Origin of the sequence: Sphingomonas plantiphila (genome assembly GCF_046000505.1) — a bacterium.
Lineage (GTDB): Bacteria > Pseudomonadota > Alphaproteobacteria > Sphingomonadales > Sphingomonadaceae > Sphingomonas > Sphingomonas plantiphila.
The window spans coordinates 851,378-867,962 of record NZ_JBELQC010000001.1 but is presented as its reverse complement, the minus strand read 5'-3'; the positions used below and the strand labels follow the sequence as shown (position 1 = coordinate 867,962).

The following is a 16,585-nucleotide window of genomic DNA, read 5'->3' as shown; positions in this document are numbered from 1 at the left end:
GCGACCGGGGTTGGCCTGCCGGCGATGATGGGGCGAGAGTGCATGAGCGACGACACGCTGTTCTTCACGCCTGAAGATGTGGACCTGTCCCGCTCGCCGCTGCGCCGCTCGCTCGATGCCGACACCTATGTGCTCGGCGCGTTCAACCCCGGGCTGACACGGCTGCCCGGCGGCAACCTGCTGGCGATGGTGCGGGTGGCGGAGGCGCTGTGCGAGCCGGTGGTGGACGGGCATGCGCGCACGATCCGCTGGACCCCGGACGGCTATGTGCTCGATCGCTATCCGCTCGACGCAATCGAAATGGACGATCCGCGCACCTTCCGCCTGCGCGGACGGTCGCCCGTTCAGGCGGGGTTGACGTCGCTGTCCTGGCTGTTGCCGGTCGAGCTGAGCGGTGATGCGCGGTCGGTGGTGAAGGTGCATTACGACAAGGCGGTCGAGCCGTCCGCGTCGTTCATGGCGCTCGGGGTGGAGGATGCACGGATCAGCCTGATCGGTGGGGCCTGGTACATGACCGCCTGCGGCGTATCGGACGAGCGGCAGTGCACCGTGCTCTACCGTTCGGTGAACGGGCTCGACTATCGCTGCGAGGGGATCGTGCTCGATCACCAGAACAAGGACATGTGCCTGTTCGAAGGCAAGGTGGGCGGCAGGTTCATGGCGCTGACGCGGCCGCTCGGCGAAGTCTATTTCGCGCCGCCGCCCGACAGCCCCTTTGCCGGGGGGCCGGCGATCCACCTCGCCCAGTCGCTCGACGCGCTGCACTGGAAGCCGCTCGACACGCCGGGCCTGCGCGCGCGGGCGGGAACCAGCACCAATCTGCGCATGGGCGGCGGCACCCCGCCCTTCCTGACGCCGCAGGGCTGGCTGATGCTGTATCACGGCGTCGAGCGGCGTGACGGGATCGGCACCTATCGCACCTTCTGGGCGGTGCTCGACCGCGACGATCCGTCGCGAGTGGTGCGACAGGAGGACGGCGCGCCGCTGCTTGAGGAGATGCCGGCGCTCACCGAAGGCATTGCCGATCGCCGCTATCTACCCTCGCCGGTGGTCTTCACCACCGGGATCGCGGAGACGGGCGACACCTATATCGTTGCCAGCGGCGAGAGCGACCTGGCCTGCCGGATCAGCCATCTGCCCAAATCGCGTTTCGCCTGAGCCGCCTTCGCACCGGCACAATTATGCGACAAAGCCCCTCTAAAGGGCATTGGTCGGCGCGGTGGCCGGCCCGTTTTGTATCTGGAGTATGCGAGCGATGCGGCGTTTTGGTTCGGCGGCCCTTATATTGCTGATGACGACTGCGGCGCCCGCAGCGATGGCGGCGGGGCAGAACGATGCGTCGGCCCCAGCCGAATCGCCGCAGGAGGAAGACGCCGGCGCCCCGGGTGCCGGTCCGGGTGAGGACGAAATCGAGGAGGTCGTGATTACCGGCGGGCCGCTGCGCGGGGCGGTTCCTGGTGACGTCAAACCCGAACTGACGCTCAACCCTGCCGACATTCGCGCCTATGGCGTCGGATCGCTGGCCGAACTGCTCACCGAGCTCGAGCCGCAGACGCGCAGTGGGCGCGGGCGCGGCGGCGGCGCGCCTGTGCTGCTGCTCAGCGGGCGGCGTATCTCGGGCTTCGGGGAAATCCGAAACATTCCGCCCGAGGCGATCGAGCGGCTGGAAGTGCTTCCCGAAGAAGCCGCGCTCAAGCTCGGATACAGCGCCGACCAGCGCGTGGTGAACATCGTGTTGCGTCGACGCTTCCGGTCAATCACCGCCGAGGTCGATGGCAGCATCGCGACGGCGGGCGGGCGTGATGGCCAGGATGTCGAGCTCAGCCTGTTGCGGCTCAACCGCGATGGCCGGATCAATCTGAACGTCGAATATGAGCGCGATTCGAGCCTGCTCGAAAGCGAGCGCGACATCATCCAGGACCCCGCCAACCCGCGCACCGATGGCGAATATCGCACGCTGCAGCCCGACCGGCAGAGCCTGACGGCGAATGCCGTGCTCAGCCGGAATATCGGCAAGGTCGCGGCGACCGCGAATGTGCGGCTGGAGCAGAACTGGTCGGATTCGCTGCTCGGCCTGCCGGTGGCGGGCGGCACCGATCCGCTCCAGCGCAGCACCGACAGCACGACGTTGCAGGGTGGTTTCTCGCTCAATGGCGACCTGTCGACACAGTGGCGCTGGTCGGTCACCGGCAACTGGGACCGGGTGGAAAGTCGCACGCTGACCGATCGGGATACGGGCCTGACCGACTGGGCGCGATCGGTCTCCAACGTCGGATCGGTCGATGCGCTGGTCAACGGCACGGTCGCCGACCTGCCCGCGGGGCCGATCAGCACCAGCGTGCGCGTGGCGGGGCGCACCAGCGGCCTCAGCAGCGAATCGCGGCGCGCGGGGGTGTTTTCCGATACCGATATCGGCCGCAGCTCGGGCGGGGTGCGCGGCAATCTCGACCTGCCCATCGCGAGCCGCAACAAGGGGGTGTTGTCGGCGCTCGGCAACCTCTCGCTCAACGCCAATGGCGAAGTCGAGCAGTTTTCCGATTTCGGCACGCTGGTCACCTATGGCTATGGCGCCAACTGGACCCCGTTCGATGGCGTGCGGCTGATCGCATCCTTCACCGAAGAGGAAGGGGCGCCCAGCGCGCAGCAGCTCGGCAATCCCCGGCTTGAAACGCCCAATGTCCGGGTATTCGATTTCGTGCGCGGCGAGACGGTCGACATCACCCGGATCGATGGCGGCAATCCCGGCCTGAGCGCCGACAATCGCAGCGTGATGAAACTGGGGGCGAACCTGCGACCGTTCTCGGCCGACCTTACGCTCAACGTCGACTATACCAAGAGCACGATCCGCAACCCGATCGCCGGGTTCCCCACCGCGACGGCGGAGATCGAGGCCGCGTTTCCCGACCGGTTCATGCGCGACGGCGATGGCCAGCTGATCCAGATCGACAATCGCCCGATCAATTTCGAACGCAGCGAGCGCGAGCAGATCCGCTGGGGCCTCAATTTCTCCGCCCCGATCAGCTCGCCGCTGGCGCGCCAGGCGATGGAGGCGGCGCAGGCACGCCGCGCCGAACGCGTGGCCGCGCGCGAAGCGGGGGAAGGACAGTCCGGCGCACAGCCGCAGGGCGAAGGCCGGCGCGGCCCTGGCGGGGCGCGCGGCTTTGGCGGGCGCGGGCGCGGCGGCGGTTTTGGCGGGCGTGGCGGCGGGGGCGCGGGCGGCCGGTTCCAGTTCGGCATCTACCACACGATCGCGCTGACCGACCGGATCGAGATTCGCGACGGACTGCCGGCGCTCGACCTGCTCAACGGATCGGCGACCGGAAGCCGGGGCGGATCGCCGCGCCATCAGGTCGAGCTGCGCACCGGCGTGGTGCGCGATGGGATCGGCGTGCGCCTCAACGCCGACTGGCAGAGCGCGACGCGGATCAACGGCGGCACGACCGGTGGGGAGGAACTGCGCTTCGACGACTTCGCGACGGTCAATCTGCGGCTGTTCGCGACGCTGGGGCCGCAGTTCAAGTTCGTGCGCGACAATCGCTGGTTGGAGGGGACGCGTGTTGTCCTGTCGGTCGATAACCTGTTCGACAACCGGCTGAAGGTCACCGATGCCAGCGGGGAGACGCCGCTGAGCTATCAGCCGGCGCTGCTGGACCCGGTCGGGCGGACGGTGCGGATCAGCATCCGCAAGCTGTTTTTCTAGAGGGCGCGCGCGTCGCGGGCCGGCAAGGCGCTACTTGCCGAACTTGCTCTTGCGGTACAGCAGGGTGATCGCGACGCGGCGGTTGCGCGGGTCGGCGGGGTTGTCGGCGATCAGCGGCTCGCGGTCGGCAACGCCCTCGATCCGCTCGAAGCGCGATTCGGGAACGCCGCTCGCCACCAGCCTTCGCCGCGTTTCTTCGGACCGCGCGCTGGAGAGCATCCAGTTGTTCATGTTGGTCGGATCGCCGTAGCGCAGGCTGTCGGTGTGGCCGCGGATCATGATCGGGTTTTCCGAATCCGCGATCGACTGGGCGACCAGCTTCACCAGTTCGGCGGCGTCGGGCACGAAGCTGGTCGTGCCGAGCGCGAACATCGAGTAATCGGCGTCGTCCATCAGATCGATCCGCATCCCCTCACGCGTGGGCACGAAGCGCACCTGCTTGCCGAGGCGCGTCAGGCCGCTGGATTTCATCTTCGCCTCGATCTCGGTCTTCATCCGGGCGAAGGCCTTGCGATCGGCGGCGTCCATCGCCTCCTTGTTCTTGAGGCTGCCCTTCTCACCCGTGCCGACGCGGTCGCCGCCCGCGGCACCTGCGGGGATCGTCATCGATCGCGTGCCGGTCTGCTTGCCGTTGGTGGGATAATTGTCGCGCCCCTGGATCGCGTCGCCCCCGAACAGGCCGTTCGAACCGGCGCTGTTCTGCTTGAACTCGATCAGCGTGGGCGCGAAATAGTCGGCGAGCGCCTTGCGCTGCTTCTCGTTGGTCGCGCCGAGCAGCCACATCAGCAGGAAGAACGCCATCATCGCGGTCACGAAGTCGGCATAGGCGACCTTCCATGCGCCGCCATGATGACCCCCGCCGCCTTCGACGAAGATCTTCTTGACGATGATCTTGGGCGGCTGCTTGGCCGCGTGGGGAGCCCGTGCGCTCATGGCTTGCGCGCATTATGGCGCGAGCGGCACCGGCCCGCTCCCCCACCCGGCCACCCACAAGAGTAACCTGATTGGGTGGCCGGGTGGGGGAGCGGGCCGGTGCGGGATAGCGACAGGATCATCTTATTTTCCGCGCAGCCCGTCGAACACTTCGGCGAAGCCGGGCTGGTTGTGATGGGCGATGCCGCTGCGCGCCGCCTCGATCACCAGCGGCTGCGGATGGCCGTGGAGCGAGGCGACGATGATCTGCTTCACGGTGTGATAGATCGCGGCATCGGCATCGATGATCTGCTTGAGGCGTCCGGCGAGCGGGCCGACCAGGCCGTAGGCGAGCAGCACGCCGAGGAAGGTGCCGACCAGCGCCGAGCCGATCATCGCGCCCAGGATGCTGGGCGGCTTGTCGATCGACCCCATCGTCTTCACCACGCCCAGCACGGCGGCGACGATGCCGAGCGCGGGGAGCGCATCGGCAAGATTCTGCAGCGCGTGCTGCGGCTCGGCGACCTCGTGGTGGTGGGTCTTGATCGCGTTGTCCATCACCTCTTCGACCGCATGCACGTCGAGCGTGCCCGACGAGACGACGACGAGGCGCAGCGTGTCCGCGATGAGATTGGTCAGGGTGTGGTCGGCGAGGAGGCGCGGATATTCGGCGAAGATCGCCGACGACTTCGGATCCTCGACATGTGGCTCGAGCGCGATCGGTCCGTCGACGCGCAGCATCTTCATCAGCTTCGAGACGAGGAAGATGACGTCGAGATAGTCCTGCTTCTTGTACTTGGGGCCCTTGAACACCTTTACGAAGCCCGAGCCGAGCGCCTTGAGCTCACGGCCCGAATTGCCGATGATCAGCGCGCCGACCGCAGCGCCGCCGATAATCAGCATCTCGTGCGGCAGCGCATGGAGCACCGGTCCCAGCGCGCCGCCGGTGATGGCGAAGCCGCCGAACACCATGGCGATCAGGACAACGAAGCCGATTGCTGGAAACATGAGCGCGCTCTTCCCCCGAAGTCACCCGAGCCGCGACGCGGCTATTCAATTATGTCTAACGACCGGTTCACCGATTTCTTGAGCGGATCAGCGCAGATAATCGAACAGCGACAGGCTGGTCAGCTTCGAGAAGCTCGCCTGGGTCGCCTGAAGGATGGTCAGCGTCTTTTGCAGCTGCGTGATCGCGGTAGCCGTGTCGGCATCCTCGATCCCCGTCCGCAATGTCTCGCGCGCGATCTCGGCGTCGCCCAGCCGCTCGGTCTCGAGATCGAGGCGGAACGCGCGGGCACCGACCGAGGCGCGGGTGGTTCCGATCTGGTCGAGCGCGGCGTCGAGATCGTCCATTGCGGTGCCGATACCGCCAGCTTCCGCATCGGGCTGAAGCGCGGCGGCGAAGGCGGTGAGGATCGCGAACATGTCGGTCGCGCCGTTGCTGCCGGCGATCCCGCCGAACGCACGGTCGCCGCCGGTGGTCGCGCTGATCGAAACGCCGTCACCGATCGGGATCGCGGCGGCCTCGCCAGCGCCGAGATAGGCGATCGACCCGTCGGTCTGGCGCGCATAGGCGGTATCGCCCGATGCCCCGCCGAACAGCGGATGCCCACGCGCATCCTTGCCATTGGCGAGGGCGAGCAGATCGTCGATGATCGCATTGACGTCTTCGAGCACGGCCTGGCGATCGACGTCGCTGAGCGTGTCGCTGCCCGCCTGGACGGCGAGCGATTTGGCACGCTGAAGCTGCGTCTCGATGCTCGACAGTGCGGTGTCGGTCGCGGCGAGCAGGCCCTGGGCCAGATCGATATTGGCGCCATAGGTCGAGTCGTTCGCGTCGGCCCGCTTGAGGGACGCGAGCTGCTGCCAGCCCGACGCGCTGTCGGACGGGTTCAGGATCTTCTTGCCGGTCGCGACCTGAGTCTGAAACTGGTCCGCCTGCCTGGTCAGGGTCGCCATCAACAGCGAAGGTCGATCGAAGGTCTGGCTGCTCGTCACGCGCATCGCGGTCACCGGATGTTGAAGAGGGTTTCGAGCGTTTCGCGGGCGACCTGGATCACCCGGCTCGATGCCTGATAGGCTTGCTGGAAGCGGATCAGATCGACCGCTTCCTCATCGACATTGACGCCGGTCAGCGAGTCGCGCGCGGCGACCGCATTGGTGCGGATCGTCGCCTGGACATCGGCAATGGCGCGGCGTCCGGCGAGCGCGCCGGCGTTGCCGGTGGTCATCGAGGTCAGCTGGCTTTCGAAGCCTTCGCCGGTGCGCAACGTCGCGAGCGCGCTCAGATTGCCATTGTCGCGTTCGCCCGCGCCGGGCGCGGCGGCAGCAATTCCGCGCGGATCATTGAGCACGAGGCGAAAGTCGCGCGCGGCGGTCGCTTCGAACATCGGCGCGCCGGCGGAGCCGCCCAGATCCTCGCCCGCGGCCTGCACGGCGTTGACACCCTCGGCAAAGTCGGTGGCGAGCGCGTCGAGGGCATCGCGCGCATCCGCGACGCGACCGGCCCCTTCGGCGATCCCGGCAAGCGCGCCGCCCGATGGCGCCATGCTGTGCGCGCCGTCGATCCCATAGGCGGCAAAGGACACCGCCCCGTCATTGCGTGCATAGGTGACGACGGCGGCCTGATCGACCTGGACAAGCAGCGGCCCGCTCGCGCCCGCGCGGACGGTCGCCCGGCCGGCGGCATCGAAGCTCGCCGCGACATCGGTGAGCGCGCTCATCGATTCGAGCAGGCGGTCGCGCTCGTCGAGCAACGCCGCCTGCGCGCTGGTTCCCTGACCGACGCGGCCGAGCGACGCGTTGACCTTGGCCAGACCGGCGTTGAGTGCGTTGAGGTCGGCGACCGCGGCGTCGGCGGTTCCGTCGAGATCGGCAAGCGCACTATCGAGCGCAGCGCCGGTCGCGGCAAAGGCGTTGGCGAGGCTTGCGGCAGCCTGCAGCATCGTCGCGCGCGGCGCACTGGCCGAGGGATCGGCGGCAAGCGCAGTGGCGGCGTTGAAAAAGGCGGTCATCCGCGCATCGAGCTTGTTGCCGGTGAGCGAACCCTCGACGCGTTCGAGCCAGACCACGCCCGCCTCGCTGCGGGCGAGGTCGGATCCGGCGGCGCGGACCTCGGCGCTGCGCAGGTCGCTGCCGCTGCGGGTCACGCCGGTGACGGTGACGCCAAGGCCGTTGAGCGTGCGGTTGGACCCGTCGCTGGGCGCGGCCACTTCGCTGGGGCTGGCGACGCGGCGCGAATAGCCCGCGGTGCCGGCATTGGCGATATTCTCCGACGTGGTGGTCAGCGCGGTCTGGTAGGCGCGCACGCCACTGGCGCCGATCGAGAGCATGTCGCTCATGGCGTGTCACCCCTGGTCGCGGCAGGGGCGGGATCGGTCACCGATCCGGCCTTGGCCAGAAACTCGGTCATCGCCTTGCCGATGCCGATCGGCGTGTGCGCGGCCATGTTTTCGGCCAGCTTCTGATCCTGCATGTCGCGGAACTGGTCGAGCGCCTGGCTTTCGAACAGACTGTCGGCCAGCTTCGCCTTGCGCATCGCGCCCAGCATCATCTTGGTGAAGATCGCCTCGAACTTCTCGCCCGCCGCGTTCAGGTTGTCGCGCGTGCCGAGCCGCGCGGTATCCGTGGATACGCTTCCCGTGAGGTTTGGCTGCGCCAAACCCGGCGCGGCACCGGCCCGCTCCCCCACCCGGCCACCCACATGATCCTGCCGTTGGGTGGCCGGGTGGGGGAGCGGGCTGGTGCCGCGGTTCAGCGGAGCTGAACGCAATACCGAGGGAGCGATTGGCTGGGTCACAGGACGATCAGCTCGGCCTTGAGCGCGCCGGCCTGCTTGAGCGCTTCCAAGATCGCGACGAGGTCCGCGGGGGACGCGCCGATCGCGTTCACCGCCTTGACCACATCGGCAAGCTTGGGACCCGGATCCAGCAGGAACATCGGACGCTTCTCCTCCTCGACGCCCACGCCGCTGCGCTGTTCGACCGTGGTCTCACCCTGGCTGAACGGCGCCGGCTGGCTGACGCGTTGGGATTCATCAATACGAACAGTCAGTTTACCATGTGTTACCGCGGCAGGGCTGACCCGGACGGCCGAGTTGATCACCACGGTGCCGGTGCGCGCGTTAACGATTACCCTGGCCGCAGCCTCGGCAGCGTCGACGGTGAGATTCTCGATCTCGCTCATGATCTGCGCGCGGACATCGGCGCCCTGCGGTGCGGTCACCGCGACCGAGACCGCATCGACCGCGCGCGCGGTGCCGAAGCCGAAGCGGCCGTTGATCGCGTCGGCGACGCGCTGGGCCGTGGTGAAGTCGGCACGCGCGAGATTGTAGGTGAGGGTCGGGGCGGTGGCGAAGCCGGTCTCGACCGCGCGCTCGACCGTCGCACCCTCGGGAATGCGGCCGGACGAGGGGATGTTGACGACGATCTTCGACCCGTCGGCACCTTCGGCGCCCAGTCCGCCGACGGCGAGGTTGCCCTGCGCCATCGCATAGATCTGGCCGTCCGCGCCCTGAAGCGGGGTGAGCACCAGCGTGCCGCCGCGCAGCGACTTGGCCTTGCCCATCGACGAGACGGTGATGTCGAGCTTTTGCCCCGGCTTGGCGAAGGCGGGCAGCTCGGCGGTCACCAGCACGACGGCGGCGTTCTTGAGCGCGGGATTGACCCCGGGCGGCAGCGCCAGGCCGAAGCGGGCGGTGACTCCCTTCATCGATTGGACGGTATATTCGAGATTGTCGTCGCCTGTGCCCGGCAGACCGACGACGATGCCATAGCCGGTCAGCTGGTTGGTACGGATGCCCTGGAAATTGCCGAGATCCTTGATCCGCTCGGCCGCGACGGGCTGGGCGAGAAGGAGCGTTGCGAGCAGAGCGAGCAGAAAGCGCAGCATGTCTTTCATCCTCAGAACGGGCTGATGACTTGGAAGAAGCGGCTGAGCCACCCCTGCCGGGCGGCGCGGGCGACGTCGCCCTTGCCGGTATAGGCGATCTGCGCATCGGCCACGCGGGTGGAGGCGATGCGGTTGTTCGCGTCGATATCGGTCGGGCGGATCAGCCCCTTGATCTGGATGAACTCGTCACCGCGATTGAGCGTCACGCGCTTCTGTCCCTGAACCAGCATCGTCCCGTTGGGCAGCACCGCCGCCACGGTCACGCTGACTTCGCCGGACAATGCGTTCGACTGATCGGCGGCGCCGGTGCCCTTGAACCCGCGCTTGCCGCTGATGCTGGCGTCGCTCTGGTTGAACAGATTGAGCGCGCCGGTGGTCGGCGGGGTAATCGAAAAGCCGCCGCCGCTGTCGAGATTGGTGCCCGCCGACTTCGACGCGCTGGTGCGTTCGACGAGTACGATCGTCACCGGATCGCCGACGCGGCGCGCGCGCGTGCCTTCGTAGAGCGCGGCATAGCCTTCGCTCGCCTGGAAGATCGACCCGTTGGCGGGCGGCGGTACGGCGACCGGCACCGGCAAAGTGGCGGTGAAGTCTTCCTTCGGCCGCTTCTTGCCCGCGTGCGCGGGGGCCGCGATCGCGACGATGGCGACGAGGGCGGTGCCGAAGGCGAGGCCGGTGACGAAGCGCATCGTGCGACCCTCAGACATTCTGGTTCACATATTGGAGCATCTCGTCCGTCGCCGAGATCATCTTGGAATTCACCTCATAGGCGCGCTGGGTCTCGATCATGTCGACCAGCTCCTCGACGACATTGACGTTCGATCCCTCGAGCATGCCCTGGCGGATGTTGCCGCGGCCATCGAGCCCGGCGGTGCCGAGATTGACCGCGCCGCTGGCGGCGGTTTCGACCAGATAATTGTCGCCCACCGCCTGCAGCCCCGCCGAATTGGGGAAGGCCGCGATCTGGATCTGGCCGATCTGGCTCGCCTCGGTCTGGCCGGGGATGGTCGCGCTGACCGTGCCGTCGCTGCCGACGGTGATCGAGGTCGCGCCCTCGGGAATGGTGATGCCGGGCATCACCTGATAGCCCTCGCTGGTCACCAGCTGTCCCTCGGGCGAGCGCGAGAAATTGCCGGCGCGGGTATAGCCGAGCTGGCCGCCGGGCATCTGCACCTGGAAATAGCCATTGCCGTCGAGCGCCATGTCGAGCGCGTTGCCGGTGGTCTGCATCGCCCCCTGGGTGTCGATCCGCGCGGTGCCCTGAACGCGCACGCCGGTGCCGAGGTTGAGCCCGGTGGCATATTTGGTCTCGGCCGTGCTGGCCGATCCCGGCGCGGTCACGACTTGATAGGCCAGCGCCTCGAAGCTGGCGCGATCGCGCTTGAACCCCGTGGTGTTGACGTTGGCGAGGTTGTTCGAAATCACCCGCATGCGCATGTCCTGGGCATCAAGCCCGGTGCGCGCGATGTGCATTGCTGCGGAACCCATTGGTCTGTTCCTTCCTTCGTATTCTTAGCTGAGGCGCATGAGCGAGGCGGAGCTCTCGTCCATCGACTTGGCTTCGCGGAGCAGGTTGGCCTGCACCTCGTAGCTGCGCTGGTTCTCGATCATGTCGACCAGCGCCTGGGTGAGATTGACGTTCGACTGTTCGAGCGCGCCGGTCTGGACCCGCGCCTCCATATCGGTCGGCAGCGCGCCGCCGCCGCGGACATGGAGCAGATTGTCCAGTCCTTTCACCGTCGTGCTGCCCTGGTCGCTGACCAGCTTGATCTGGTCGATCGCCTGGGGCGGCTGGCTGGGATCGGCGCCGGGCGGGACGATCGAGAGCGTGCCGTCCTCGGCGATCATGATCTTGTCGTGGGGCGGCACGGTGATGGGGCCCCCCGACCCCATCACCGGGAAACCGTCGCCGGTTTCCAAGACGCCACTCGGTGCGATGCGCAGGTCACCGCGCCGGGTATAGGCTTCGCTGCCGTCGGCAGCCTGGACCGCAAGCCAGTTGTCGCCGGTGATGGCGACGTCGAGCCCGCGGCCGGTCTGGGTGATGGCACCTGCGCGCCGGTCCATGTCGACCACCGTCTCGACGTTGGGCTGGCGGCTGTCGTGGCCGTCGCCCTTGACCATCAGGCGTTCGAAATTGACGCGGTCGGCGCGAAAGCCGATCGTGGAGGCGTTCGCGATATTGTTGGCGATCGTCGCCTGCGCGTCCATCTGGCCTTTCAGGCCCGACAGTGCGGTATAGACGAGTCTGTCCATCGCTAGTTCCTCCTAACCTATTGAAATCCGCTGCGGATGTTGAAGCCGCCGCTGCGTCAGCTGCGGATGTTGAAGATGGTCTGCGAGATCTGGCTTGCGGTATCGAGCGCCTTGGCGTTCGCCTGGAAATTGCGCTGCGCCGCGATCAGGCCGACCAGTTCCTCGGTAATGTCGACGTTCGACCGCTCGATCGCGCCCGACATCAGCCCGCCAAAGCCGTTGACGCCGGGCTCGCCCAGGCGCGGCTCGCCCGACAGGCCGGTGGCCGCCCAGGTCGAGTTGCCCAGCTGGCGCAGGCCCGACGGGTTGGAGAAGTTGGCAAGCGCCACCTTGCCCAGCGCGAGGCTGTCGCCGTTCGAGAAGCTGGCGCGGACGATGCCGTCCTCGCCCACCGTCACGCCGTCGAGCTGGCCCACCGCCTTGCCGTCCTGGCTGCGGCCGTTGACGCTGAACGGCGCGCCGAGCTGCGTCGTCGCACGGCCGAAATCGAGCGTGATGCTCTGCTCGCTGGTGCTGCTGCCGACGGTGAAGGGCGCGAACTGCGTCGCCTCGGTCGGGTCGGTCAGCGCGCCGTTGGCGTCGAACGTGAGCGTCACCGGCTGCGGGTTCGCGGCGTCGGTGCCGAGCTGCTTGTCGCCGACGAAGGTGTAGACCGACCAGGTTGCCGGCGCTTCGGTCGTCTCGCGCACGAAATAGCTGGTCATGGTCAGCGGATTGCCGCTGGCGTCGTAGATCGTGGTCTGGGTCGAATTGTTGTACGTGCCCGGATCGAAACGGTCGAAGGCGTAGGGCGTTTCGGGGGTGAAGCGCGATGCCTCCGACGGGACCGACGAATAGGCCGAGAGGTTGAGCGAGAGGTTCACATTCTCGGTCGCTTCGGGCACGCCGCTGGTCTGCGGCAGGCGCAGATTCTGGGTCGAGCCAAGCCCGGTCGCGACGACCGCGCCCGATCCGTCGACCGGATAGACCTGAAGATAGCCGCCCTGCGAGTCGGTCACGTAGCGATCGCTGTCGACCAGAAAGCTGCCGTTGCGGGTGAAGTTGACCCCGGCGGATTCGAGGCTCGGCTTGACCGCGAAGAAGCCGTCGCCCGCGATCGCGATGTCGAGGCTCGACGTCGACTGCTGCATGCCGCCCTGTCCGAACTGCTGGCGGATCGCCTTCACCACGGTGCCCGAGCCGATCATCTGGTTCGGGTTGAGCGATACGCTCGACGCGATGACGTCGGCGAATTCGGTGCGGCTCTTCTTGAAGCCGTTGGTCGAGACGTTCGACAGGTTGTGCGAGATGGTCGACATGTCGGTCTGTGCCGCCTGAAGACCGGAGAGCGAGGTGTAGAAGGACATCGAATTGCTCCTGTGTGAACTCAGGCGACCTTGCGGATCGCGGTGGTGGAGACCTGGCCGATGCCAGGCAGGGTAAGAACGGGATTGCCGTCGCGGCCCATCGCGACCGACGTCACGGGCGCCCAGACCAGCGATCGGGCGGCGACGGATTCGCCATTGGCGTTGCGTGCGGCGACGCGGATCGTGAAGGGACCGTCGCCCGCCGGCTCGCCGGTATCGGTGGTTCCGTCCCATTCGAATTCGGTCTGGCCTTCCGGCGCGGCGCCCAGCGAGACGCTCTTCAGGATTTCGCCGTTCGGCCCTTCGATCACGACATTGACCTCGGCCGCTTCCGCGCCGAGCTCGATCACGCCGCCGACCGAACCATCGGTGCGCGGATAGGCCACCGCGCCTTCGGTCAGCACGGTGCGGCCGACCCAGGATACGAGATCGGTGGTGCTGGTCGCGCCGAGCTTGGCGGCGATCGCCTGCAGCGTCGTATTCATCTCGCTGATTCCGGCCAGCGACGAGAATTGCGCCATCTGGGCGACCATCTGGGTGTTGTCGACCGGCTCGAACGGATCCTGGTTCTTCATCTGCGCCGTCATCAGCGTCAGGAAGTCGGACTGGTCCATCGTGGGCGAGCCGAGATTGTTGTTCGCATTCTGGCTGGCCGCGCCGGTGCGCCCGATGCCCAGATCGGCGAGGGTCGTGTCGAAGCTCATCAGCTGCGTCCCAGGTTGAGCGTCTGGGTGATCAGCGTCTTCGCCGTCTGCATCACCTCGACATTGTTCTGATAGGTGCGGGCGGTCTCCATCATGTCGACCAGCTCGCGCGTCTCGTCGACCGCGCTCTCCCAGATATTGCCATCCGCATCGGCCATCGGATTGCCCGGGTCGTAGCGCTTGGTCGGCGCCTCGCCCGCCGCGACGACGCGTTCGACGTCGACCGTGGACATGCCGCTCGCCGCATCGAAATGGGTGCGGAACACCGGCTTCATCGTGCGATAGGCTTCGCCCGGATTGGACGCGACCTGGCCGACATTGGCGAGGTTGGAGGCGGTGGTGTTCATCCGCACGAGCTGCGCCGACATGGCGCGGCCCGCGACCTGGAAGATGGAAAGCGGCTGGTCGGCCATGACTTATTCTCCCTTCAGCGCGCGCTTGAGCGTGTCGATGCGCCCGTTGAGGAATGCGAGCGTCGTCTGATAGGCGACGGCATTCTCGGCAAAGGCGGTCTGTTCGGTGGCCAGCTCGACGGTGTTGCCGTCGAGGCTGGGCTGTAGCGGCACGCGGTATTTGGTGGCGCCGCCGATCGGGTCCGCGCCCGCCATGCCCGGCGTTTCGATCGCATCGAGCGCGGCGCGGAAGTCGATGTCCTTCGCCTTGTACCCCGGGGTCGATGCGTTCGCGATGTTCGAGGCGAGCAGCCCCATGCGCTGCGAACGCACCTCGAGCGCGGCGCCGTGCACCCCGAAGAGACTGTTGCTGCCCATATCGACGGTCCTCATGCAATCGTTCGGGCCATCCCTAGCAATGGGCGTGCCAGTTTCGCCGGGGGCTTCCCAAATCGCTGCGATTGCCGGTCGCGACGGTGAGAGCGGCAAGACGTTGCCGGGCGAACGGCAAGCGCATTGCCGGTTTTGCCGCTTTGCCGCCCCCGTCGATCGCGACAGCGACCGAGGCGGAAGTTGGCCCGGCGCTTGCACGGGCTCGCGCATGACTCTTCCCGCACCATCCGACCCCGCCGCCTGGGCGATCCCCGAACTCGGCGTGCTGCTCGACCCGCTGGCGCTCGCCATCGTGCTCGGCGGGACCGTGCTCAGCGTGCTGCTGCGCAACCGGATCGCCGATGTCGGGCGGGGCCTCGCCGCACTGGCGACGCTCGCGCGGCGACCGTTCGATGTGCAGCCGCTTCTGGCGCAGGCCGCGGCGCTCGACCGCATCGCGCGCCGTCACGGGCTGATCGCGCTCGACCGCTCGGTGATCGACGATCCCGACATGGCCGCCGCGGTCGCCGAGGCGGTCGATGGCGCCGATCCCCGGCGCGTCGAGACCGTGATCGCCGAACGCGTGGCAGCGCGTGCCGAGCGGCATCGCGCGGTGATCGAATTGTGGAGCGGGGTCGCCGAGGCGGCACCTGCCATGGGGCTGATCGGTACGATCTTCGGCCTGGTGCGGATGTTCGCGGCGATGGAGGACCCGGACACGATCGGTGCCGCGATGGCGGTGGCGTTGCTGGCGACGCTTTACGGGGCGCTGATCGCTAATCTCGTCGCGATGCCGGTTGCCGCCCGCCTCAAGCGGCTGGCACGGGTCGAGGCGGCCGAGCGCATGCGCCTTGCCGCCCCGCTCGCCGCGCTCGCCACACTCGAACGCGCGCGCAAGCGGGATGTCGCGGCATGATTCCCGCGCTTACCCCCGACGGCTGGGATGAGATTGCGCCCGCGCGGACCGTGTGGCTGATCACGCTTGCCGATCTGGCGTTGCTGCTGATCGGCTTCTTCGCCCTGCTTCAGGCCAATCGCGCGATCGATCGCGCGACGTTGCTCGAGGGCATGCGCGCCGGCTTCGGGATCGAAGCGCCCGCCATCCCCGATCCGATGGCGGTCGGCCGCGCAAGGATCGACGGATTTGCGCCCGGCAGCACCCGTGCCGACATGCGCGCGGCGATCGACTGGGCGCGCGGTGTCGCCCGCGATCCGCGCATCCGCATCACCGTCAGCGGATCGACCGACCCGCATGGCGACGTCGATGCCGAAACCGGCAGCGCCGCAATCCTCGCCGCCGACCGCGCCCGTTTCGTGGCTGTGGCGCTGGTCGCCGACGGCGCGGTGTCGCCCGATCGGCTCACCCTTGAAGTCGCCCCCGGCTCGCGCCGCGCGGTGACGCTTTCGGTCGGCTTTGCCGGCGAGTCTCAAATCCAGTCAGGAGACACTCCATGATCGCGCTTTCGATTCTGCTCGCTGCGGCCGCAGCCGGCCCTGGCGAATTCCAGTCGACCGAGGCGCTCGACCAGCTGGTCGAGCGCTTTGCCGGCGCACCGATCGGTGCCGAGGGTGGCGCGCGCGCCGCAGTCGACAAGCGGCTCAAGCTCACGCCGTGCTCCACGCCCGAACTCAGCTGGCGTTCGGCTGCGGAGGATGCGGTGGTGATCCGCTGTCAGGGGCCGCAGCAATGGCGCGTTTTCGTTGCGATCAACGCGCTGCCGCGCCCCGCCGCGGCAGTCGCCCCCGCGAGCGCCGTCGTGCCGGTCAAGGCGGAGGCCGTCATCAAGCGCGGCGATCCGGTGATGCTGGAAGCGGGGGCCGCGGGCTTCTCGATCACGCGCGAGGGTGTGGCCATGGCCGATGCGGCCGCGGGCGCGCGCGTGCTGGTCAAGACCGACGACAAGCGTCCTCCGGTCGCGGCGATCGCGATCGAGCCCGGTCGCGCGCGTCTTCCCGGTTTCGGGGACTGATTTTTTTCTAAAGTCTCCCGCAAGGCGGTCGTTCAGGCGTATG

Annotated in this window: 18 protein-coding genes; 5 read left to right on the top strand and 13 right to left on the bottom strand. The window is 67.7% G+C overall.

Going from position 1 to position 16,585, the window contains the following annotated elements; all coding sequences use genetic code 11:
* Positions 1-42: 42 nt before the first annotated feature.
* Complete coding sequence (locus ABS767_RS04150; RefSeq protein ID WP_408077095.1) at positions 43-1,158, top strand: glycoside hydrolase family 130 protein; 1,116 nt, start codon at positions 43-45, stop codon at positions 1,156-1,158.
* 133 nt (positions 1,159-1,291) lie between these two features.
* On the top strand, positions 1,292-3,700 hold the full coding sequence (locus ABS767_RS04145) for a TonB-dependent receptor (RefSeq protein WP_408077094.1): 2,409 nt from the start codon (positions 1,292-1,294) through the stop codon (positions 3,698-3,700).
* Positions 3,701-3,730: 30 nt separating this feature from the next.
* On the opposite strand, the gene ABS767_RS04140 is transcribed toward ABS767_RS04145, so the two are convergent.
* The 13 genes from ABS767_RS04140 to ABS767_RS04080 all read right to left on the bottom strand — a co-directional run bounded on the left by ABS767_RS04140 (position 3,731) and on the right by ABS767_RS04080 (position 14,578).
* A complete protein-coding gene (locus ABS767_RS04140) occupies positions 3,731-4,633 on the bottom strand; it encodes a flagellar motor protein MotB (RefSeq protein WP_408077093.1) in 903 nt (300 codons plus the stop codon).
* 123 nt (positions 4,634-4,756) lie between these two features.
* Complete coding sequence (motA, locus tag ABS767_RS04135; protein WP_408077092.1) at positions 4,757-5,620, bottom strand: flagellar motor stator protein MotA; 864 nt, start codon at positions 5,618-5,620, stop codon at positions 4,757-4,759.
* An 87-nt stretch (positions 5,621-5,707) separates the two neighbouring features.
* The gene (gene flgL / locus ABS767_RS04130) at positions 5,708-6,616 is read right to left on the bottom strand and encodes a flagellar hook-associated protein FlgL (RefSeq protein ID WP_408078647.1); all 909 of its coding nucleotides are present in this window, start codon (positions 6,614-6,616) and stop codon (positions 5,708-5,710) included.
* Between the two features lie 5 nt (positions 6,617-6,621).
* Positions 6,622-7,953 carry a flagellar hook-associated protein FlgK gene (gene flgK / locus ABS767_RS04125; RefSeq protein WP_408077091.1) on the bottom strand — a complete coding sequence of 444 codons (1,332 nt, stop codon included), beginning with the start codon at positions 7,951-7,953 and terminating at the stop codon, positions 6,622-6,624.
* Positions 7,950-8,273, bottom strand: coding sequence for a rod-binding protein (locus ABS767_RS04120; protein WP_408077090.1), 324 nt, complete (start codon positions 8,271-8,273; stop codon positions 7,950-7,952). The genes flgK and ABS767_RS04120 overlap by 4 nt, the downstream gene beginning before the upstream one ends.
* A 134-nt stretch (positions 8,274-8,407) precedes the next feature.
* Entirely contained in the window at positions 8,408-9,502 is a 1,095-nt protein-coding gene (locus ABS767_RS04115) for a flagellar basal body P-ring protein FlgI (protein WP_408077089.1), read from the bottom strand.
* Positions 9,503-9,513: 11 nt separating this feature from the next.
* Positions 9,514-10,209, bottom strand: coding sequence for a flagellar basal body L-ring protein FlgH (locus ABS767_RS04110; protein WP_408077088.1), 696 nt, complete (start codon positions 10,207-10,209; stop codon positions 9,514-9,516).
* Positions 10,202-10,990, bottom strand: a complete 789-nt coding sequence (gene flgG, locus ABS767_RS04105; protein WP_408077087.1) for a flagellar basal-body rod protein FlgG — start codon at positions 10,988-10,990, stop codon at positions 10,202-10,204. The genes ABS767_RS04110 and flgG overlap by 8 nt, the downstream gene beginning before the upstream one ends.
* Before the next feature lie 24 nt (positions 10,991-11,014).
* Positions 11,015-11,758 carry a flagellar basal-body rod protein FlgF gene (flgF, locus tag ABS767_RS04100; RefSeq protein WP_408077086.1) on the bottom strand — a complete coding sequence of 248 codons (744 nt, stop codon included), beginning with the start codon at positions 11,756-11,758 and terminating at the stop codon, positions 11,015-11,017.
* Between the two features lie 56 nt (positions 11,759-11,814).
* The gene (locus tag ABS767_RS04095; protein ID WP_408077085.1) at positions 11,815-13,104 is read right to left on the bottom strand and encodes a flagellar hook protein FlgE; all 1,290 of its coding nucleotides are present in this window, start codon (positions 13,102-13,104) and stop codon (positions 11,815-11,817) included.
* A 20-nt stretch (positions 13,105-13,124) separates the two neighbouring features.
* On the bottom strand, positions 13,125-13,808 hold the full coding sequence (locus tag ABS767_RS04090) for a flagellar hook assembly protein FlgD (protein WP_408077084.1): 684 nt from the start codon (positions 13,806-13,808) through the stop codon (positions 13,125-13,127).
* Positions 13,808-14,221, bottom strand: coding sequence for a flagellar basal body rod protein FlgC (flgC, locus tag ABS767_RS04085; protein WP_408077083.1), 414 nt, complete (start codon positions 14,219-14,221; stop codon positions 13,808-13,810). The genes ABS767_RS04090 and flgC overlap by 1 nt, the downstream gene beginning before the upstream one ends.
* Positions 14,222-14,224: 3 nt before the next feature.
* The gene (locus tag ABS767_RS04080) at positions 14,225-14,578 is read right to left on the bottom strand and encodes a flagellar basal body rod protein FlgB (protein WP_408078646.1); all 354 of its coding nucleotides are present in this window, start codon (positions 14,576-14,578) and stop codon (positions 14,225-14,227) included.
* 223 nt (positions 14,579-14,801) lie between these two features.
* Between ABS767_RS04080 and ABS767_RS04075 the strand changes: the two genes are divergently transcribed.
* The 3 genes from ABS767_RS04075 to ABS767_RS04065 are packed head-to-tail and all read left to right on the top strand — an operon-like array spanning position 14,802 to position 16,542.
* Positions 14,802-15,488 carry a motility protein A gene (locus ABS767_RS04075; protein WP_408077082.1) on the top strand — a complete coding sequence of 229 codons (687 nt, stop codon included), beginning with the start codon at positions 14,802-14,804 and terminating at the stop codon, positions 15,486-15,488.
* Positions 15,485-16,027, top strand: a complete 543-nt coding sequence (locus tag ABS767_RS04070) for a flagellar motor protein MotB (RefSeq protein ID WP_408077081.1) — start codon at positions 15,485-15,487, stop codon at positions 16,025-16,027. Before ABS767_RS04075 ends, ABS767_RS04070 begins: the two co-directional genes overlap by 4 nt.
* Entirely contained in the window at positions 16,024-16,542 is a 519-nt protein-coding gene (locus ABS767_RS04065) for a flagella basal body P-ring formation protein FlgA (protein WP_408077080.1), read from the top strand. The genes ABS767_RS04070 and ABS767_RS04065 overlap by 4 nt, the downstream gene beginning before the upstream one ends.
* Positions 16,543-16,585 lie beyond the last annotated feature (43 nt).